The organism is Streptomyces sp. NPDC002463 (genome assembly GCF_042889835.1).
GTDB classification, from domain to species: Bacteria; Actinomycetota; Actinomycetes; order Streptomycetales; family Streptomycetaceae; genus Streptomyces; species Streptomyces nymphaeiformis.
In genome coordinates this window covers 52,612-71,684 of sequence record NZ_JBIARL010000021.1, presented here as the reverse complement: position 1 = coordinate 71,684, position 19,073 = coordinate 52,612, and the positions used below count along the sequence as shown (strand labels likewise).

At 73.5% G+C, this 19,073-nt stretch carries 20 protein-coding genes; 8 read left to right on the top strand and 12 right to left on the bottom strand.

Annotated elements, in window-relative coordinates; all coding sequences use genetic code 11:
* Window positions 1–36: 36 nt before the first annotated feature.
* From ACFYX3_RS33285 to ACFYX3_RS33255, 7 genes are all read left to right on the top strand, one after another.
* Complete coding sequence (locus ACFYX3_RS33285) at window positions 37–705, top strand: GntR family transcriptional regulator (RefSeq protein ID WP_389021532.1); 669 nt, start codon at window positions 37–39, stop codon at window positions 703–705.
* A gap of 154 nt (window positions 706–859) precedes the next feature.
* A complete protein-coding gene (locus ACFYX3_RS33280) occupies window positions 860–1,645 on the top strand; it encodes a DeoR/GlpR family DNA-binding transcription regulator (protein ID WP_376585102.1) in 786 nt (261 codons plus the stop codon).
* Between the two features lie 113 nt (window positions 1,646–1,758).
* On the top strand, window positions 1,759–2,112 hold the full coding sequence (locus ACFYX3_RS33275) for a DUF4406 domain-containing protein (protein ID WP_389021665.1): 354 nt from the start codon (window positions 1,759–1,761) through the stop codon (window positions 2,110–2,112).
* Complete coding sequence (locus ACFYX3_RS33270; RefSeq protein WP_389021528.1) at window positions 2,109–2,771, top strand: NUDIX domain-containing protein; 663 nt, start codon at window positions 2,109–2,111, stop codon at window positions 2,769–2,771. The genes ACFYX3_RS33275 and ACFYX3_RS33270 overlap by 4 nt, the downstream gene beginning before the upstream one ends.
* A 142-nt stretch (window positions 2,772–2,913) precedes the next feature.
* Window positions 2,914–3,600: a DedA family protein gene (locus ACFYX3_RS33265; RefSeq protein ID WP_382663333.1), complete on the top strand. Its 687-nt coding sequence runs from the start codon at window positions 2,914–2,916 to the stop codon at window positions 3,598–3,600.
* A gap of 80 nt (window positions 3,601–3,680) precedes the next feature.
* Window positions 3,681–4,784: a sensor histidine kinase gene (locus tag ACFYX3_RS33260; protein ID WP_389021523.1), complete on the top strand. Its 1,104-nt coding sequence runs from the start codon at window positions 3,681–3,683 to the stop codon at window positions 4,782–4,784.
* The gene (locus ACFYX3_RS33255) at window positions 4,775–5,419 is read left to right on the top strand and encodes a response regulator transcription factor (RefSeq protein ID WP_116158479.1); all 645 of its coding nucleotides are present in this window, start codon (window positions 4,775–4,777) and stop codon (window positions 5,417–5,419) included. The genes ACFYX3_RS33260 and ACFYX3_RS33255 overlap by 10 nt, the downstream gene beginning before the upstream one ends.
* Here ACFYX3_RS33255 and ACFYX3_RS33250 read toward each other — a convergent pair.
* Window positions 5,404–6,498, bottom strand: a complete 1,095-nt coding sequence (locus ACFYX3_RS33250) for a CaiB/BaiF CoA transferase family protein (RefSeq protein ID WP_389021520.1) — start codon at window positions 6,496–6,498, stop codon at window positions 5,404–5,406. The two genes, ACFYX3_RS33255 and ACFYX3_RS33250, sit on opposite strands and share 16 nt — an antisense overlap.
* A 150-nt stretch (window positions 6,499–6,648) precedes the next feature.
* Here ACFYX3_RS33250 and ACFYX3_RS33245 point away from each other — a divergent pair, with 150 nt between their 5' ends.
* On the top strand, window positions 6,649–7,065 hold the full coding sequence (locus tag ACFYX3_RS33245) for an organic hydroperoxide resistance protein (RefSeq protein ID WP_376585112.1): 417 nt from the start codon (window positions 6,649–6,651) through the stop codon (window positions 7,063–7,065).
* A 72-nt stretch (window positions 7,066–7,137) separates the two neighbouring features.
* Here ACFYX3_RS33245 and hemL read toward each other — a convergent pair whose 3' ends face one another.
* The 11 genes from hemL to ACFYX3_RS33190 form a co-directional block, all read right to left on the bottom strand.
* Complete coding sequence (gene hemL / locus ACFYX3_RS33240; RefSeq protein WP_389021516.1) at window positions 7,138–8,436, bottom strand: glutamate-1-semialdehyde 2,1-aminomutase; 1,299 nt, start codon at window positions 8,434–8,436, stop codon at window positions 7,138–7,140.
* Window positions 8,433–10,487, bottom strand: a complete 2,055-nt coding sequence (locus ACFYX3_RS33235) for an acetate--CoA ligase family protein (protein ID WP_389021512.1) — start codon at window positions 10,485–10,487, stop codon at window positions 8,433–8,435. The genes hemL and ACFYX3_RS33235 overlap by 4 nt, the downstream gene beginning before the upstream one ends.
* Window positions 10,484–11,824 (bottom strand): glutamyl-tRNA reductase, encoded by a 1,341-nt coding sequence (gene hemA / locus ACFYX3_RS33230; protein ID WP_389021509.1) that lies wholly within the window; start codon window positions 11,822–11,824, stop codon window positions 10,484–10,486. Before hemA ends, ACFYX3_RS33235 begins: the two co-directional genes overlap by 4 nt.
* Window positions 11,825–11,828: 4 nt before the next feature.
* Entirely contained in the window at window positions 11,829–12,848 is a 1,020-nt protein-coding gene (gene hemB / locus ACFYX3_RS33225) for a porphobilinogen synthase (protein ID WP_389021505.1), read from the bottom strand.
* 76 nt (window positions 12,849–12,924) lie between these two features.
* Window positions 12,925–13,725: an aspartate/glutamate racemase family protein gene (locus ACFYX3_RS33220; RefSeq protein WP_116158486.1), complete on the bottom strand. Its 801-nt coding sequence runs from the start codon at window positions 13,723–13,725 to the stop codon at window positions 12,925–12,927.
* Window positions 13,694–14,977 (bottom strand): FAD-dependent oxidoreductase, encoded by a 1,284-nt coding sequence (locus ACFYX3_RS33215; RefSeq protein WP_389021501.1) that lies wholly within the window; start codon window positions 14,975–14,977, stop codon window positions 13,694–13,696. Before ACFYX3_RS33215 ends, ACFYX3_RS33220 begins: the two co-directional genes overlap by 32 nt.
* Complete coding sequence (locus ACFYX3_RS33210; protein ID WP_389021498.1) at window positions 14,974–15,726, bottom strand: arylmalonate decarboxylase; 753 nt, start codon at window positions 15,724–15,726, stop codon at window positions 14,974–14,976. The genes ACFYX3_RS33215 and ACFYX3_RS33210 overlap by 4 nt, the downstream gene beginning before the upstream one ends.
* Before the next feature lie 163 nt (window positions 15,727–15,889).
* Window positions 15,890–16,309 (bottom strand): 4-oxalocrotonate tautomerase family protein, encoded by a 420-nt coding sequence (locus ACFYX3_RS33205; protein WP_389021494.1) that lies wholly within the window; start codon window positions 16,307–16,309, stop codon window positions 15,890–15,892.
* A 38-nt stretch (window positions 16,310–16,347) separates the two neighbouring features.
* Window positions 16,348–16,953 carry a LuxR C-terminal-related transcriptional regulator gene (locus ACFYX3_RS33200; RefSeq protein ID WP_385665126.1) on the bottom strand — a complete coding sequence of 202 codons (606 nt, stop codon included), beginning with the start codon at window positions 16,951–16,953 and terminating at the stop codon, window positions 16,348–16,350.
* Window positions 16,954–17,070: 117 nt separating this feature from the next.
* Complete coding sequence (locus tag ACFYX3_RS33195) at window positions 17,071–18,000, bottom strand: DMT family transporter (protein WP_389021489.1); 930 nt, start codon at window positions 17,998–18,000, stop codon at window positions 17,071–17,073.
* A 158-nt stretch (window positions 18,001–18,158) separates the two neighbouring features.
* The gene (locus tag ACFYX3_RS33190; RefSeq protein WP_382663313.1) at window positions 18,159–19,070 is read right to left on the bottom strand and encodes a LysR family transcriptional regulator; all 912 of its coding nucleotides are present in this window, start codon (window positions 19,068–19,070) and stop codon (window positions 18,159–18,161) included.
* Window positions 19,071–19,073 lie beyond the last annotated feature (3 nt).

The following is a 19,073-nucleotide window of genomic DNA, read 5'->3' as shown; positions in this document are numbered from 1 at the left end:
TGGTATACCGTGATCGCATCGATACGGGGAGGGCACATGACCGAGACCGAGGGCGCCGCGACCATCTCCAGCGGCGGCGGCTGGCTCCGCGACCAGGTCTGCGAGGGGCTGCGGGACCGCATCATCGACGGACGGCTGCGACCGGGGGACCGGCTCGTCGAGCGCGACGTGGCCGAGGAGTTCGGGGTCTCCCGCGTCCCGGTGCGCGAGGCCATCCGCATCCTGCTCGGCGAGGGCTTCCTGCAGGCCCTCTCGCCGCGCCGCATCGTCGTCCGCGAACTCTCCGGACAGGACGTGGAGAACCTCTTCGACCTGCGCGAGGCTCTGGAGGTGCTTGCCGCCCGCAGGGCCGCCGAACGCCGCACGGAGGCCCAACTCGAAGAGCTCCGAGCCCTGTTGGAGGAAGCGCGCAAGGTGACGCTGTCCGGTCGTCCGGAGCGCGTCTCCCGCGCCAACGCCGCCTTCCACCACCACATCGTGGAACTCGCGGGCAACGACATGCTCGCCACCACCCTGGAGTCCCTGGAGGGACGCCTCCGCTGGCTCTTCCAGCAGATCGACGACCCCGGCTCCCTCTGGGCGGAGCACCGCATGCTGTACGAGGCGATCGCCGCGGGCGACGCCGACGCGGCGGCCGACTGCTCCCTCCGTCACATCCGCCACTACCGCGAGGTGGCGCTGGGGCTGCTCTTCGACGGGGCGTGAGCGCGGACGGAGCGGAATGGCCCCCTCGGACCGCCGGGCGGCACGGGGACTCCGCAGCCCGCAGCCCGCAGCCCGCAGCCCGCAGCCCGCAGCCCGCATTCACGATTCGCACATCGCGATGTTCGTTCGCACAGGTGCGTGGTAGAAAAGTGTCATGGGTGTCGCCAATCGTCTGGACCTGACCCTGCGGCTGGTGCAGGGCTCCGACCGGGTCTCCGTGTCGGAGCTCTCCCTTCGCCTGGGTGTCTCGGAGATGACCGTGCGCAGGGACCTCGACGCGCTGGAGCGTCAGGGTCTGGTGCGCAGGGTGCACGGTGGCGCCGTCGCCACGCGCGCGCGTGCGGAGCAGGCCGGGTTCACCGCACGGGAGCCCTGGCAGGCCGCGACCAAGGACCGGCTCGGCTCGGCCGTGGCCGCGCTCGTGGAGCCCGGTTCGCGCGTGCTCCTCGACGCGGGGACCACGACCGTGCACGTCGCCGAGCATCTGGCCGGGCGCGGCCCGCTGACGGTGGCCGTGCTGAGCCTCCAGGCGGCGGTCGTCCTGGCCGACCGGCCCGGGATCGACCTCCTCGTCGTGGGCGGCCGCTCGCGTCCCGGCGAGCGCTCCCTCGTCGGACCGCTCGCGCTGCGCACCCTCGGGGACCTGGCCTTCGACTGCTTCGTGATGTCCATCGGCGGTGTGCACGCCGGGCACGGATGGTCGGAGTTCTCCCTCGACGACGCGGCCGTCAAGCAGTCCGGACTCGCCCGGGCCACCCGTACGGTCGCCGTCGCGGACGCGACCAAGCTGGGCGTGCGCGCGTTCAGCCGGGTCGCCCCCCTCGACGCGGTACACCGGTTCGTCACCGACCGGGCCGCCGAGGACGCCGCCACGCATCCCCGCGGCCCCGAGACCCTGGACGCCCTGCGCGACGCGGGCGTCGAGACGGTGCTCGCCTGAGCCCTGACGCCCCGCACCTACGCCTACGCCTACGTCTACGCCTACGCCTACGCCCCCACCCGTACCCCCGCTCAAGGAGTGATGCGGTCGTGCCCCCTGAACCCCGCCCCCTGATGATCCTCGTCGCCGGGCCCTATCGGTCCGGCACCGGCGACGACCCCCACAAACTCGCAGCCAACGTGCGGGCGATGAACGAGGCGGCGCTCGTGCTCTTCCGTGCCGGGCACCTGCCCGTCACGGGCGAAGCCCTCGCCCTCCCGCTCGTGGAGACCGCCGGCAGCGCCGGTCCCGGCGACCCGCTCTTCGACGAGATCTTCCACCCCGTGGCCGAGCGGCTGCTGTCCCGCTGCGACGCGGTGCTGCGGATCGGCGGCCCCTCCGAGGGCGCGGACCGGATGGTCGCCGAGGCCCTCGGACAGGGCGCGGCCGTGTACACGGACATCGCCGCCGTCCCGGCCGCCCGATGACGGCCGGCATCGACACCCCCGACCGCCGCGGCCGCACCGGCCTCGACCGGCACGGCCGCGACCTGACCGGCAACCCGGGGGTGCGGATCCATGACGTCGAGGTGTTGTCCTGCGACTGGTACGTCCTGCGGAAGACCACCTTCGACTACCGGCACGGTGACGGGCACTGGAGCCGTGAGCAGCGCGAGACCTACGACCGCGGGGACGGGGCGACCGTCCTGCTCCACAACACCGACCGCCGCACCGTGCTGCTGGTCCGCCAGTTCCGCCTTCCCGCCTACGTCAACGGGCACCCCGACGGCATGCTGCTCGAAACCGCCGCCGGGCTCCTGGACGGCGAGAGCCCGGAGGAGGCGATCCGCCGCGAGGCCGAGGAGGAGACCGGCTACGCCATCGGTGTCCCCGAGCGGGTCTTCGAGGTCTACATGAGCCCCGGCTCGGTCACCGAGCGGCTGCACTTCTTCGCCGCCCCCTACGACCCGGCCCACTCCCCCGGCAGCGCACACGGCGTCGCCGCCGAGGGCGAGGACATCACCACCGTGGAACTCCCCTTCGCGGAGGCGCTCGCCATGGTCCGCGACGGCAGGATCGCCGATGCGAAGACCGTGATGCTGCTCCAGTGGGCGGCCCTCGACGGCCCGTTCCGGCCGGGCGCCTGACCCTCGACGGCCCCGCCCCCTGCGGTTTTCCGCAGGGGGGTCGGGTGGGAAGCCTCGTACCGGCGGTGAGCAGGGATTTCTAGCGTGAGGGCATGCCGGGGCGCGGGCCTCGGGAAGTCGCTCGTCATCCTGGAGACCCACCATGCCCATCAGCGCGCTCGTCCCTCATCCGCCCCTCCCCCTGGCCCTGGCCGGGGAGCCCGCCGGCGGATTCGCCGGCTGGGCCGCCGGGCTCGTCGACACGATGGGCGGCCCCGGCGCGGGGCTCGCCATCGCGCTCGAGAACCTCTTCCCGCCGCTGCCCAGCGAGGTGATCCTGCCGCTCACCGGCTTCGCCGCCGGGCAGGGCGTGATCAGCCTGGTCTCGGCACTGTTCTGGACGACGCTGGGCTCGGTGACCGGGGCGGTCGCCCTCTACTGGATCGGCGCGCTCTTCGGGCAGCGGCGGATGCACGCGCTCTGGGCCCGGCTGCCGCTGGTGAAGGTCTCCGATCTGGAGCGCACCGAGCGGTGGTTCGCCCGGCACGGGACCAAGGCGGTGTTCCTGGGCCGGATGGTGCCGATCTTCCGCAGTCTCATCTCCGTCCCGGCGGGGGTCGAGCGGATGCCGATGCCCGTCTTCCTCGCGCTGACGACACTGGGCAGCCTGGTCTGGAACAGCGTGCTGGTGATGGCCGGCTACTGGCTCGGGGACCGCTGGGACCTCGTCGAGGGGTACGTGGGCGTGCTGTCCAAGGCCGTGCTCGTGCTGGTCCTCGTGGCCCTGGCCGCGTTCCTCGCCGTACGGCTCCGGGGGCGCGGGCGCGCCCAGCACCGCCGTACCTCGTGAGCGGGGAACGGACCCCCGTACTAGGCTCCGGGACCGTGCGAGGGGGCGAAGGGGACGGTACGGGGGCCAGGTCTGCGGGCATGCGGCTCGTCGGCGTGGTGCTCGGCTGCCTGAGCGCCCTCCCCGGCGCGGTCTTCCTGCTCGTCGCCGGAGCCGCCCTCGGACCCTGGCCCCGCGCGCGGCCGCTCCTGATGGCCGGGGCCCGGCGGCTCGCCGCCCTGGAGCGGAGGCGCCGCGCGGTCTTCTTCGGCGACCGGTTCCCCGGTGCGTACGAGGTCCCCGACCGGCGGATCCTCCGCTACCTCGCCGCCCGTGTGGGGGCCGGCCTGGTGACCGGGATCGTTCTCGGGCTCCTCGTCTTCGGCGAGGTCCTGGCCGTCCTGCTCGTCCGGGGCCTGGTCCGGGGCTCGCTCGGCTGGCCCGAACTCCCCGGTCAGCTGCTCCTCGGCGGCGTCCTGCTCTACCTCGACGTCCAGGGCCTGTACGCGCTGGCCGCGCTCGACGCCCGCCTCGCGCGCGCGTGCTTCGGCCCCTCCGAGGAGGAGCTGCTGCGGCGCCGCATCGATGAACTCGCCCTCAGCCGGGCCGCCGTCGTCCAGGCCGTCGACACCGAGCGCCGGCGCATCGAGCGGGACCTCCACGACGGCGTCCAGCAGCGGCTCGTGGCCCTGGCCATGCTGCTCGGCCGGGCGCGCCGGGGCCGGGAGCGCGACCCGGAGCAGGCGGACGCCCTGCTGCGGCAGGCGCACCGGGAGGCCCAGGACGTCCTGGCCGAACTGCGGGACGTGGCCTGGCGGGTGTATCCGGCGGCCCTCGACAGCCTGGGCCTCGAAGAGGCGCTCGGCGGGGTGGCCGAGCGCTGCGCGATCCCGCTGCGCGTCCGCTTCGAGGCGGGGGACGCGCCACTCCCCCGGCCGGTCGAGTCCGCCGCGTACTTCGTGGTGTCGGAGGCCGTCACCAACGCCGCCAAGCACTCCTCCGCCTCCGCCGTCTCCGTGGCCGTGACGCGGGCCGGCCCGCTGCTCACCGTGCGGGTCGAGGACGACGGCCGGGGCGGCGCGGACCCGGCGGGCAGCGGTCTGACCGGCCTGCGCAGCCGGGTCGCCGCGCTCGACGGGACCCTGCATGTCGACAGCCCCCTCGGGGGACCCACCACTCTTGTCGCGGAGCTGCCGTGCGCGTGATCCTGGCCGAGGACTCGACCCTGCTGCGGGAGGGCCTGGTACGGCTGCTCGTCGAGGAGGGCCATGAGGTGCTCGCGGCCCTCGGCGACGCGGAGACGCTCGTCGCCGAGGTGGAGGCACGGCGCCCGGACGTCGTCGTCGCCGACATCCGGATGCCGCCCACCCACACGGACGAGGGGCTGCGGGCCGCCGTGGAGATCCGCGAAAGACTGCCGGAGACGGGGGTGCTGGTGCTCTCCCAGTACGTCGAACGCAGCTACGCGGCCCGGCTCCTCGCGGCCGGCGCCGAACGCGTCGGCTACCTCCTCAAGGACCGGGTGGCCCAGGTCGAGGAGTTCCTCGACGCGCTGGACCGGATCCACGCGGGCGGTGCGGCGATCGACCCGCAGGTCGTGCACCAGCTGGTCGTCCGCAGCACCCACGCCGATCCGCTGGCCCGGCTCACCCCGCGCGAGCGGGAGGTCCTGGAGGTACTGGCCCAGGGCTACACGAACGCGGCCATCGCCCGGCAGCTGCACCTCTCGCTGAGCGCGGTGGAGAAGTACCTCAACGCCGTCTTCGACAAGCTGGAGCTCCACCGGACCGACGGCTACAGCCGGCGGATCCTGGCCGTGCTGCGCTACCTGGAGGCCTGAGCCCACTCGCTCAGCACCTCGTCGGTGTGCTCGCCCGGGAGCGGGGCGCGGCCCGGAGCATCCGCCGGGGTGCGGTCGAAGCGGGAGGCGGGGGCCGGCTGGAGGGTGCCGCCGACCTCCACGAAGGACCCGCGCGCCGCCAGTTGGTGGTGCTCGGCCGCCTCGGCGGCGGTCAGCACCGGGGCCACTCCGGCGTCCACGGCGTCGAAGAGCTTCACCCAGTGCTCGCGGTCCCTGGTCGCGAAACGGGCCGCGATCAGGGCGCGCAGCCCGGGCCAGGCGGCCGGGTCGGCGCGGTCGGGGAGGCTGCCGTCGTCCGCCAGGCCCAGCTGCTCCAGGAGGTTCCGGTAGAGCCGGGGTTCGATGGCGGCGACGGCGAGGTGCAGGCCGTCGGCGGCAGAGTAGAAGGAGTAGTGCGGGGCGTCGGTGACGGTGTGGTTGCCGGGGACCGCGCGCCACTGGTGGACCAGGGTGGCGATCAGGGCGGCGCCGTCCGCGAGGGCGGTGTCCACGACCTGGCCCCGGCCCGAGCGCTCCCGCTCGTGGAGGGCGGCGAGCAGCCCGTGCACATGGGCGTTGGCGCCGCCGGCGAAGCTGGAGAGGTACGCGGTGGGCGGCGGCACCGGCGCCCCGCTCTCCGGGTCGGTGTCCAGGGCGCCGGTCAGGGCGAGCACCGCGAGGTCGTGGGCGGCGCGCCCGGCCCACGCGCCCTCGCCGCCCCAGCCGCTGAGCCGCCCGTACACCAGGCGCGGGTTGCGCGCGAGGGCCGCCTCGGGGCCGATGCCGAGGCGGTCGGCGACGCCGGGGCGGAAGCCCTCGACCAGGACGTCGGCGCGCTCGGCGAGGAGGAGCGCCTGCTCGGTCCCCTCGGGGCTCTTCAGGTCGAGGGCGACCGAACGGCGGCCCCGGGACAGCGGGTTCTCCGCCGGGCGCTCCGCGTCGGGCGCGGGCGGGCCGGCGGGCGCCCTGTCCACCCGTACGACATCGGCGCCGAGACCGGACAGGACGGTGCCGACGAACGCGGTGGGTGCCGAACCCGCGAATTCCAGTACGCGCACTCCGCTCAGCGGTCCTGCCATGGCCAACTCCCTTGAATTCTTGGTCCTTTGATTCCTCCACGCTATTGCGCGCCCCTCCGGACAGGACTGCGGAGATCCGTAGCGCCGGGAATTCCGCAGCGCCCGAGACTGAGGCGATTCCCTTTTCTCCGCTTGCGAAAGGAATGCCGCATGACCGTCGTCTACACCGCCGAGGTCACCTCCACCGGAGACGGGCGCAACGGCGCCGTGCACTCCTCCGACGGGCTCCTCGACCTGCCGCTGTCGAGCCCCAAGGCCGTCGGCGGCTCCGGCACCGCGACCAATCCCGAGCAGCTCTTCGCCGCCGGCTACGCCGCCTGCTTCCACAGTGCGCTGCGGGTCTCCGCGCGCGAGTCCAGGACCGCGCTCGCGGACGACACCGTCACCGCCGAGGTGGCGCTGCACAAGGAGGAGAGCGGCTTCCACCTGTCGGTGGTCCTCACCGTCGGCCTGCCCGGCCTCGACGCCGCCGAGGCGCGGCGGCTCGCGGACGCCGCCCACGGGCGCTGCCCGTACTCGAAGGCGATACGGGGGAACGTCGAGGTGCGGATCGATCTCGCCGAGTAGATCTCCTGGCAGGCGGAAGAGCCCCCGTGGACCACGGGGGCTCTTCGTGTACGACCCCTGTACGTCGGGTCCTCAGCGTTTCGCCGACGCCGCTGCCGCCGCCGCTGCCGGCAGCGCCTCGACCACCCGGCTCACGGCCCGGTCGTCGTGCGAGGCGGAGACGAACCAGGCCTCGAAGGGCGAGGGCGGCAGATAGACGCCCTGCCGCAGCAGCTCGTGGAAGAACGGCGTGTAGCGGTACGACTCGGTGGCGCGGACCCCGTCGAAGTCCACCACCTCGTCCTCCCCGAAGAAGACGGAGAACATGGTGCCGGAGTACTGCAGCCGGTGCGCCACGCCCTCCTTGGCGAGGGCGGCGGAGACCTCGGCGCCGATGGTGGCCGAGACCTGGTCGAGCCGCTCGTACACCTCGGGGGTGCTGTGCCGCAGGGTGGCGAGGCCCGCCGCGGTGGCGACCGGGTTCCCGGAGAGGGTGCCCGCCTGGTAGACGGGTCCCGCCGGGGCGAGGTGGGCCATGACGTCCGCGCGTCCGCCGAAGGCCGCCGCCGGGAAGCCGCCGCCCATCACCTTGCCGAAGGTCAGCAGGTCGGGGGCGACGCCGTCGCGGCCGTACCAGCCGGAGCGGCCGGCCCGGAAGCCGGTCATGACCTCGTCGGAGATGAACAGCGCGCCGTGGCGGGCGGTGATCTCCTTGAGGCCGGCGTTGAAGCCGGGCAGCGGCGGGACGGCGCCCATGTTGCCGGGGGCCGCCTCGGTGATGACGGCGGCGATCTCGTCGCCGATCTCGGCGAAGGCCTTCTCGACGGCCGCCAGGTCGTTGTACGGCAGGACGATCGTGTCGCTCGCCTGGGCGCCGGTGACGCCCGGGGTGTCGGGCAGCGCGAAGGTCGCGAGGCCGGAGCCGGCGGAGGCGAGGAGTGCGTCCACGTGGCCGTGGTAGCAGCCGGCGAACTTCACGATCTTGTTCCGGCCCGTGAAGCCGCGGGCGAGGCGGATCGCCGACATCGTGGCCTCGGTGCCGGAGCTGACCAGGCGCACCTGCTCGACCGGGGCGACCCGGTCGACGATCTCCTCGGCGAGTTCGACCTCTCCGGTGGACGGGGCCCCGAAGGAGGTGCCCCGCTCCAGCGCCCGGGTGACGGCCTCGACGACGGCCGGGTGGCGGTGGCCGAGGATCATCGGGCCCCAGGAGCAGATGAGGTCGACGTACTCGTTGCCGTCGCTGTCGGTGAGGTACGGGCCTTCGGCGGAGGCGATGAAGCGGGGGGTGCCGCCGACGGCGCCGAAGGCGCGGACCGGCGAGTTGACGCCGCCGGGGGTGACCTTGCGGGCGCGCTCGAAGAGGGCCTTGCTGTTCTCCGTACCGCTCATCGGGCCGTCTCCTCGGAGTCGTCGACGCTCAGCGCCGCGTCCAGGACGACCGCGCCCTTCGTGAGGACCCGCACCGGGTTGAGGTCGAGGGCGAAGCCGGCGGGCCAGTCCTGGACCAGGTCGCCGACCTTGTGGAGGAGCGCGGCGGCGGCTTCGACGTCCACGGCGGCCCGGCCCCGGGTGCCGGCGAGTATCTTCGCGCCGCGCAGCCCGGCGAGGAGCTCGGCGCCCTCGCCCGGGGCCAGCGGCAGGAGCCGGTGGCCGACGTCGTCGAGGACCTCGGTGAAGATCCCTCCGAGGCCGGCGGTGAGCACCGGGCCCAGGTCGGTGCTGTGGACGCCGACGATCAACTCGGCGCCGTCCTCGACGAGTTCCTCGACGAGGATCTGGCCGCCGAACGCGGCGAGCCGGCCGTACGCCTCGGACGCGGTGTCCGCGGTGACGCCGATCTCGACGCCTCCGGCCTCCGTCTTGTGGAGCAGTCCGGGCACCACGGCCTTCAGCACCGCCGTACCGCCGACCTCGGTCACGGCCCGTGCCGCGTCCTCGGCGTCCGCCGCGATCCGGCCCTTCGGCACGGAGATCCCCGCGTCGGCGAGGAGCCGCTTCAGCTCGGGCTCGGTCGCTTCGGCACCGGGTCCTGCGACCGTCCCGGGGCGCGGGGCGTCCGGGAGCGTACGGGGGCGGCTGACCTCCCAGAGGGCGGCGGCGGCACGCAGGGCGCGGGCCGGCGTCGGGTACTCGGGGAGGCCGGCCTCGCGCAGGTCGCGGGGGGCGTCGGGGGCGAGGAAATCGGCTCCGGTGCGGGCGACGAGGACCGGCTTTCCGCCCTTCACGGCGGCGCGGGAGAGGGCGTTGACGGCCTTCTCGACGTCGGGTCCGGCCATCACGCAGAAGGCGGCGACGATGATGTCGACGGTCTCGTCGGCGATCAGGACGTCGAGGGAGCGGTCGAACAGGGACGGGTCGCTGAGGACGGTGGCCGTGATGTCGACCGGGTTGTCGATGGCCCCGAAGGCGGGGACGATCTCGGCGAGCGCCTCCTTGCTGCGCGGCTCCAGGGCGCTGAGCTCCAGGCCGTGGGCCTCGACGGCGTCGGCGGCGAGGATGCCGGAGCCTCCGGAGGTGGTGACGACGGCGACGCGGTTGCCGGCGGGGCGCCGCTCGGACTCGAAGACCCGGGCGACGTCGAGGAGTTCGTCGATGTCCTCGACGCGGACGATGCCGAGGCCGCGCAGGGCGGCGTCCAGGACCCGGTCGTCGGTGGCGAGGGCGCCGGTGTGCGAGGCGGCGGCGCGGCCACCCGCCTCCGTACGGCCGGACTTGAGGAGGGCGACGGGCTTGCCGGAGCCGGCCAGTTCGCGGAGGGTCCCGATGTCGGGGGTGTCCTCCAGGTAACCGAGGAGACCGGTGACCTCGGGGACGGCGGACAGTTCGCGGAGGACTTCGAGGGCGGTGACGTCGGCGTCGTTGCCGGTGCTGACGACCCAGCCGGGGCGCAGGCCCCGCTCCAGGGCGAGGCTGGCGGCGCCGAAGCCGAGGGCGCCGCTCTGGCTGACGAAGGCGAGGGTGCCGGGCTCGAAGGGCACGGACTCGGCGCCGAAGAGCGGGCTGAAGGTGGCGAGGACCCGGTTCTCGTACCCGACGGCGCCGATGCAGTTGGGGCCGATGATCCGCAGGCCGCCCGCGCGGGCCTTGGCGACGACCTCCGCCTGGAGGCGGGCGCCCTCCTCGCCGGTCTCGGCGAAGCCGGAGGAGGCGATGACGGCGAGCTTGACGCCGGCGGCCACGCAGTCGTCGACGGCGCCGGGGACCCGCTCGGCGGAGACCATGATCAGGGCCAGGTCGACGGGGCCGGGGGCGTCCTTGACGCTGGGGTACGCGGGGACGCCGAGGATCTCCGGGGAGCGCGGGTTGACCGGCAGGATGCGGCCCTTGTAGCCGTACCGGAGGAGGTAGTCGAGCGGCTTGCGGCCCAGGGCGCCGGGGCGCTCGCTGGCCCCGATGACGGCGATGGATTCGGCTTCCCAGAGGGCCGAGATGTCACTCATGCGATGGCCTCGATCTTCTTCTCGTTCGTGGTGTCGGTGCCGCCGCCGTCGGTGGTCTCCGCGGCGGCGAACAGGCGGGTGAAGGCGGCGATGTGCCGGGCGCCGTCCGGGTCGGCCGCCAGCTCGCGCACCAGGACGGTGGGCTGGTGCAGCGCCTTGTCGACGATTCGGCGCACGCTGCGGCCGATCTCCTGCCGCGCGGCGCCGTCGAGTCCTTCGAGGCGGCGGGCGAGCCGGTCGAGTTCGGCCTCGGCGGCCTCGGTGGCGGCGGTGCGCAGGGCGGTGAGGACGGGCTTGGCGCCGGCGAGCCGGAGGCCCGTACGGAACTGCTCGACCTCGGCGTCGATCAGCTCGTGGGCGGCCTGGACGCTGGCGGCGGAGATCTCGTCCTCCTGGCCCTCCTCCGCGATCCGCCGCAGGTCGACGAAGGTGACGCCGGGAAGTTCCGCCGCCGTGGGGGCGATGTTGTGCGGCAGTGACAGGTCGAGCAGGAACAGCTCGCGGCCGTCCCGGGCGGCGAGCGCCTCCTCGACGTCCCGGGCGGTGACGAGGTGCCCGGTGGCGGCGGTGGCGCCGACGACGACGTCGACCTCGGTGAGCAGCCGGGGCAGGTCGGCCAGGTCGTAGCCCGTTCCCCCGGTGGTCTCGGCGAGCCGCTGGGCCTTCTCCGGGGTGCGGTTGGCGACGTGGACCCGGTCGAGGCCGGAGCGGCGCAGGGCGGCGACGACGACTCCGGCGAACGCGCCGGCGCCGATGACGAGGGCGGTCTTGCCGTGCAGGGAGCCGACGCGGCGCTCGAAGAAGCCGAGCCCGGCGGTGGCGAGCGAGCGGCCGGCCTCGTTGAGCCCGGTCTCGTTGCGGGCCCGCTTGCCGACCCTGAGGGCGGTCTGGACGGCCTTGGCGAGGACGCGGCCGGTCCGGTCGAGCCGCTGGGACCGTTCGAGGCCCAGTTTCACCTGGCCGAGGATCTGGTCCTCGCCGACCACGACCGATTCGAGTCCGGAGGCGACGGCGAAGAGGTGGCGTACGGCTCCGTCGGAGTGGTGGCTGTAGAGGTGCGGGGCGATCTCCTCGTGGTCGACGCCGGTGTGCTGGGCGAACAGCTCGCCGAGACCGTCGAGTTCACCCAGGTCGGAGGTGCCGCCCCGGGTCTCGGCGTAGATCTCCAGGCGGTTGCAGGTGGAGACGACGACGGCGGCGTCGATGCCGTCGACGGAGGTCGCGTCGGAGACGAGGTCCTCGGCGGGCCGGTCGGTGCCGGCGAGTCTCTCCAGGAGGTCGAGCGGGGCGCTGGCATGGCTGATGCCGAGGACCAGCATGGTGGCGGACGAGGTCACCGGGTCACCGGTCCAGGCTCTGGGCGAACTCGGAGGCCCAGTAGGTGATGATCTGGGTGGCGCCGGCGCGGTGGATGGAGGCGAGGCTCTCCCGGACGACCTGGTCGCGGTCGATCCAGCCCTTGGCGGCGGCCGCCTCGACCATGGAGTACTCGCCGGAGACCTGGTAGGCGGAGACGGGGACCTGCACGTGGTCGGCGATGAGCCGGACGATGTCGAGGTAGGCGAGGGCGGGCTTGACCATCACCAGGTCGGCGCCCTCGGCGACGTCGAGCGAGACCTCCAGGAGGGATTCGCGGATGTTGCCGGGGTACTGCTGGTAGCCCTTGCGGTCGCCGCGCAGGGTGGACTCGACGGCGTCGCGGAAGGGGCCGTAGAAGTGCGAGGCGTACTTGGCGGAGTAGCCGAGGATGGCGACGGACTGGTGTCCCGCCTGGTCGAGGGCTTCGCGGATGCGGCGGACCTGGCCGTCCATCATGCCGCTGGGGGCGACGATCTGGGCGCCGGCGTCGGCCTGGACGACGGCCGCCTGGGCGTACAGCTCGATGCTGGCGTCGTTGTCGACGTCGCCGGCGGCGTCGAGGACGCCGGTGTGGCCGTGGTCGGTGTACTCGTCGAGGTTGATGTCGCCGATGACCACGGTGGAGTCGCCGACCTCGGCGACGACGTCGCGCAGGGCGACCTGGAGGATGCCGTCCGGGTCGACGGCGCCGGTGCCGGTGGGGTCCTTGTGCTCGGGGATCCCGAAGAGGATGAGTCCGCCGACCCCGTTGGCGACGGCCTCGGCGGCCGCCTTGCGGAGGGTGTCGCGGGTGTGCTGGAAGACGCCCGGCATGGAGGGGATCTCACGCGGTTCGGTGAGGCCCTCGCGGAGGAAGAGGGGCTGGACGAGGTTGGCGGGGCCGACGCGGGTCTCGGCGGCGAAGCGGCGCAGCGCGGGGGTGCGGCGGAGCCGGCGCGGGCGGTAGTAGGGGGCGGCGGGGTCGGTGGCCGCGGTGTTGCGGCCGTAGGCGTCGTACGTCATGGGCGTGACTCCTCGGGGGGCATGGCGGCGAGCGATCGGGGACGCGGGTGGTGCGGGACGTCGGACACGGCATCTCCTAGAGGGCCGAGCCGAGGAAGACCTGCTCCAGGTGCTTGGAGACGGGCTCGTCGGGACGGCTGAACCAGTAGCCGTGCCCGCTGCGCTGGAAGAGCTTCAGCTCACCGAGCTGGACGAGGGTCTCCGCGAGCTTCACGGCGAGTCCGGCGGGGTCGATCACGGGCAGGCCGTGGAGTTCGTGGATGCCGAGGTGCCAGAGGATCTCGTTGGGGATGCCCTCGGCGGGGATGATGACCTCGGCTCCGGCCCGGGCGGCGCGCTCGGCGGCCGCCGAGTACACCTCGACGAACTCGTCGAAGTCGCCTTCCAGGGAGCGGTGCACGGAGTCCCAGCCGCCGGGCACGACCTCGTACGAGCTGAGCGAGGACTCCAGGCGGTACTGGCGGATGTTGGCCCTGATGGGCTCCTCCAGGGGCGGCATGAAGCCGAGGACGCCGAAGCGCTGGCCGGTGAGCGCCGAGAGGAAGAAGGCCGTCTCGCCGTATCCGAGGGTGGGGATGGAGGCGAGGTGGCGGGCGTCGCGCAGGCCGGGGTCCTGGCCGGCGGCGATCACCCAGGCGTCGTAGCCCTCCCGCTCCGCGACGAGCGCGGACTCGGAGAAGTGCCGGCTGAACAGCACCTGGGCGGAGTGGTGGCCGACGAGCCCGAAGGGGGTGCGGTCGGGGTACGTGTCGGCCGGCAGGGTCTTGATGTCGACGGTGGTGCCGGGTGCGGCGATCGCGTCGAGGTGCTCGCGGTACCACTGGTCGAGCAGCGGCAGGCGTCCCTCAACGGTGTGCTTGTGAAACCAGATCCGCATGTGTCTCGCCTTTCCTGGGTCGTGGTGCGACGTCGAGAAGTGATGCCTTGAGCAGGTAGTCGGTGGCCGTGCGGGGATCGGCGGCGGTGCGCCGCAGGTCGGCGATCCGGGCGCGGAGTTCGGCGGGGCTGTCCAGCCCGGCGGTGCGGGCCTCGCTGCGGGGGAGGACCGCCGTCTCGACGACGGAGCGGCGGTGTGCGAGCGCCGCGTCGAGCGGGGTCTCGTCGCCGGTGTCGTCGGTCAGCACGGCGGCGAGGGCCCGGCCGGTCTCCACGGCGTCGTGCAGGCCGCAGTTCATGTTCAGGCCGCCGGCGGTGGAGGTGAGGTGGGCCGCGTCCCCGGCGAACAGGATCCGGCCGTCCCGGTAGCGGGGCAGCAGGAACCGCGCGAGCCGGTAGGTGTGCGCGTCCGTGACGCGCACGGCCCGTCCGGCGCCGCCCGGCAGGGCCCGGTCGACCCGGGCGCGCACGGCGTCCGGCGCGAGCACCTCGTCGCGGGGCGTCCCGCGCGGGATCCGGAAGATGAGCCGCCAGTGGTCGGGCATCCCGAGCGCGCTGACCGAGCCCCGCGGGTCGCGGACGTACGTCAGCGCGGCGAGCCCGGGGACCAGCGCGTCGAGCGGGGCGTCGGTGACCACGCGGAGCGCGTAGTCCGGGTACTCCTGGGCCGTGCCGGGCAGTCCGGCGATCTCGCGCAGCCGGCTGCGGCTGCCGTCGGCGGCCAGGACGTACGGGTGGTGGGTGGAGGCGGCGCGTCCCGCCGCGTCCTCGGTGCGCAGCCGCACCCCGGCGCCGGTCTGCTCGGCACCGGTGACGGTGGCCCCGAACCGTACGTCGGCGATCCCGGTCGCGGTCAGCGCGTCGAGCAGGAGCGGGGTGAGCCGGGCCTGTTCGACGTGGAGCCGGTAGGGGTGGCGGGTGTGCCCGGCGAGCAGGGCGTAGTCCAGCTCGGCGTGCACGGCGCCGTCCAGGTCGCGCCACTGGACGCGGTCGACGGTGCGGCCCTGACGGCGCAGGGCGGCCGCCACGCCGAGTTCGTCGAGGAGGTCGAGGGTCGCGGGGTGGAAGGTGGAGGCGCGGGACTCGGTGGCCAGCTCGCTCCTGGACTCCAGGACGGTCACCGGGACGCCGGCCCGGGCGAGGACGAGCGCGGCGGTCAGACCCACGGGACCGGCGCCGACGACGGCGACGGGGGCGTGGGGGGCGGGCCGCCCGAGGGACGCCGGTCCGTGGGCCGCTGATCGGCCGCTCACGACACGGTCGCAGCTGCCGACCGCTCCGCCAGTCGGCGCAGCAGCGGGTGGGCGTCGGGGCCGCCTGCCGGGAGGCCGAGGGTGTCGCGGGCCCACCAGGCGCTCGCCAGGTTCGAGGTGAGCAGGGTGCGCCCGCCGTCCCGGCCGAGCTCGGCGAGGGCGTCGAAGGTGAACATGCCGGTGCCGGTGAACAACAGCGTCGCGTCCTCGGGGAGTTCGGCCTCCCGGACCTGGGCGACGAGCTCGTCGGTGGTCACGTCGTACGGGGAGAACCGCGCGCCGGCCCTGATCTTGACGACCCGGTCGACCGCGAGCCCGGCCGACTCCCAGTAGGCCTGGGAGAGTTCGGTGAGCCAGGGTTCGTACGGCGAGACGAGGACGAGCCGCTCGGCGCCCACCGCCCGCGCGGTGTCGAGGATGGCCAGGGCCGCGGACCGCACGGGCACTCCGGCGCGCTCGGAGAGTTCCGCGCAGAGCGCGCGGTCGCCTTCGGGCGTGAGGAGGTAGTGCGAACCGGTGCAGGAGACGACGACCGCGTCGAGACGCAGTCCGCCGAAATTCCCCAGCACTTCGGGGAGCACGTCGTTGTACTTCTCCAGACGACCGCGCAGGTCTTTTCCGGGAAGCACGGGAAATCGTGAGGTGTGCACATTGAATGCGGGGCTGACGAGGCTGCCGATCTCGGGTTCGGCGGCGGCGTTTCCGGACGGAACCACCACACCGAGTCGCGGAGCCGATTGCAGAGTCATGAACGAGTCCCTCCCAACCGTCGGTGCCATTGAGATCACCGTACGGGCCGGGCGACTCGCACATCGATACGGGAATCCGCACCCCTTCCCGAGGGCCCGGGAAACGGAAATGACGCCGCATCGTGAATACGGTGCGGCGCCCTTTCCGAGTGGAATATGAAATTCAGCTGGCGCGGTTCGCCTCGGCGACGAGTTCGTCGATCTTCGCGCGGCGGGTCAGTCCGCCGTTCACGGCCCAGTTCCCCTCCGGGATCTCGTTCACGACGAGCCAGACGACGGTGTCCGGCCCGGTCGCCGCGTGCACGTGCCGGGTCACCTCGACCGCCAGCGCCTCGTTGCGCTCGGGCGTGAGGAAGCCCTCCAGGGGCGTGACGACGACCAGGACGCCCGGGGGCCGGCCGGCGCCGGTGCTGGCGAGCCCCTTGGCGGCCTCGCGGACGTACACCCAGGTGGCGGCGGCGAAGAACTCGGTGCGGGGCAGTTCCATGGCCGTCAGCACGGAGTCGGCGACCTGCTGCTGCAGGACCTCCGCGGCGGCCTCGGACAGGGTGCCCTCGGGGACGGTTATCTCGACGAGCGGCATGACGACTCCCTTTCATCACGGGGGGCGGGACGGGCGGATCAGCAGGCCAGCGCGGCTTCGAACCGGTCGATGGCAGCGGCCAGTTGGGCGCGCCTGCGGATGTCGAGCTTCCGGTAGATCCGGGTGATGTGCAGCTCCACGGCCCGGGTGGAGACCGTGAAGGACTCGGCGATCTGCTTGTTCGTCAGGCCGTCGAGCATCATCGTGGCGATGCGCCGCTCGTGGGCGGTCAGCTCCTCGCGGGCGCTCGGCGCGGCGGGTGCCGGCGGGGCGAGCGGCGCGACGGGTGCCGGCGCGCCCCCGCGTATTCGCTCGTGGGTCCCGGCGCCTCCGGTGGACCGTTCGAGGCCGGCGAGCACGACGTGCCCCATGACGGCGTTCCATTCCCGGACCCGCAGCTCGCCGATGACCTGCGCCTGTGCGTACGGGTCGGCGTAGAGCACCCGTAAGAGCGTGCGGCGGTCGGGGGCCTCGCAGACCAGGAACTCCCCTGAGCCGTCACGCCAGGGCCCGCCGCCGAGCAGGATGCCGCGCGCGGCCATTCTTTTCCAGTAGGCCCGGTGAGCCTCTCCGAAACTCAACCGGTCCGTCTCATTGCCACGGAAAACGAGTTCGACCACAAAAGCCACGTGCGACTCCCCCATAAAAGGCCGGGTGTTTCCACTTGTGACGCTACCATCCGGCACCCGCTCCATTAATGAACACAATGTTGCGGCTGACGGCCCGGCATTTCTGGGTCCTGCTGAATACGTCAGGTCCGGCTAATCGGCCGCTGCCGGCGCCGGTACGGGGGCGGCCTCGGGAGCCGGTTCGGCCGCCGGGCGGGGCTTGCGCCGGAGCAGACCGGTGGCGACGAGCACCGCCACGGCGCCCAGCCACACGGTCCAGCCGAGCGGCTCGCGCAGCACGACGGCGCCGAGGACGACGGCCACCGCGGTCATCAGGTAGGTGACGGTGGAGGCGACCGTGGGCCCGTCCTTGATGATCAGCTCGAAGTTGAGCAGCGCGGCGAAGCCGGTGCAGACCACGCCGAGTACGAGGACGGAGATGACCGAGTCGGCGCGCCAGGTCACGGACTGGAGGCCGAGGAACGGGAAGGCGGCGAGGAGCAGCACGGTCGCGGCGCTGAGCTGCCCGCCCGCGAGCATCAGCGGCGGAATGCCCCTGCCCACGAGGAACTTGCCCATGTACGCGAAGCTGGCGCCGAAGCTGATCGAGCCGAGGACGAAGCAGAGGATGCTCCAACCGGTGCCCGCCGAGGCGGCGTTCCAGGGGGAGGCGATGAGCGCGGTGCCGCCGAGGCCGAGCAGCACGCCGCCGGCCTTGAAGGCGGAGACCCGCTTCTCCTGGCCGAGGAGCAGCGCGGCCGCGAGGGTCCAGATGGGCGCGCTGCCGTTGACGACGGCGGCGACGCTGCTGGACCCGGCGATCTCGCCCTCGGCGTAGAGGGTCCAGGGGACGGCGTTGCCGAGGAGCGCGGCGACCGTCAGATGCCCCCAGGCGGCGGGATCCTTGGGCAGCCGGAGCCCCTTCGCGTAGCCGATGGCGAGGATGACGACGGCGCCGAGGGCGAGCCGGATCAGCACCATCTGGACGGGCGAGAAGCCGTATCCGGCGATCTTGATCCACAGGAAGACGGAGCCCCAGACGAGGCTCAGCGCGGCCAGCCGCGCGTACGTGGCTTTGGACATGGGTGTTCCTGCTCCAGGGGAAGGCAAGGGGAGAAGAAAGGGGACGCGCGAAGTGGTCCGCGGTACGGGACCGAGCCTCGCAGCGGCGGACGGGCGGGTCCAGCAACGGCTCGTGGACGGTACCTTCCACGAGCCGTGACGTATTGCGTTCTGCCCGGTCAGGCGGCGACGGCCGCCCTGGCGACCGTGCGGAGCGCGTCCAGGACGGCGGCGATCTCCGGGGAGGTCTGGCTGCCCTCCCGTACGGCCGCGAAGACCGTGCGGGACGGGGCCTGCTCGCTGAACGCGCGGATCGTCACCTCGGGCCGGGGCGCCGGCTTGGCCATCCGCGGGACGAGCGCGACCCCGAGGCCGAGCCGCACCGCCGCGAGCGTGGCATCCCAGTCGCCGATGGCGTGGGAGGCCTGCGGGGTGAACCCGGCGGCCGTACAGGCGGCGACGCCGATGTCGTGGCACATGCCGGTCGTCGCGAAGATCCAGGTCTCCTCGGCGAGGTCGGCGAGGAGCAGCCGGGGGCTGTCGAGAAGCCGGTGGCCCTCCGGCAGGGCGATGTCGAAGGGATCGTCGCAGAGTGCGACCCGGTGGAAGCGCGGGTCCTCGCCGGCCGTCCCCGCAGTGTCCGCGGAGATGACGACGTCCGTCTCCCCCCGGTGCAGCAGGGAGAAGCTCTCCGGCGGGTCGACCTCGGCCAGCGAGGTCCGCAGCAGCGGCCGGCTCTCCCGGAGCCGGGCCACGGCGGGCAGGATCAGCGCCGAGAGGGTGGTGGAGAAACCGGCCACCGCGACCTCGCCGCTCTCGCCGCTGCCGTGCGCGGCGAGCTCGGCGCGCATCTGCTCGACCTGGGTGAACACGGCGTCGGCGTGCCGGAGGACGATCCGCGCGGCGCCGGTGAGACGCAGTCGGCGCCCGGACGGTTCGGTGAGCGGGACGCCCAACTCCCGTCCCAGGGCGCTGATCTGCTGCGAGACGGCCTGCGGGGTGAGGTGGAGGGCCTGGGCGGCCGCGCTGACGGTGCCGCGCTCGCTGAGCTCCCTGAGCACGCGCAGCTTCCGCAGGTCCGGATCGGCCACGTC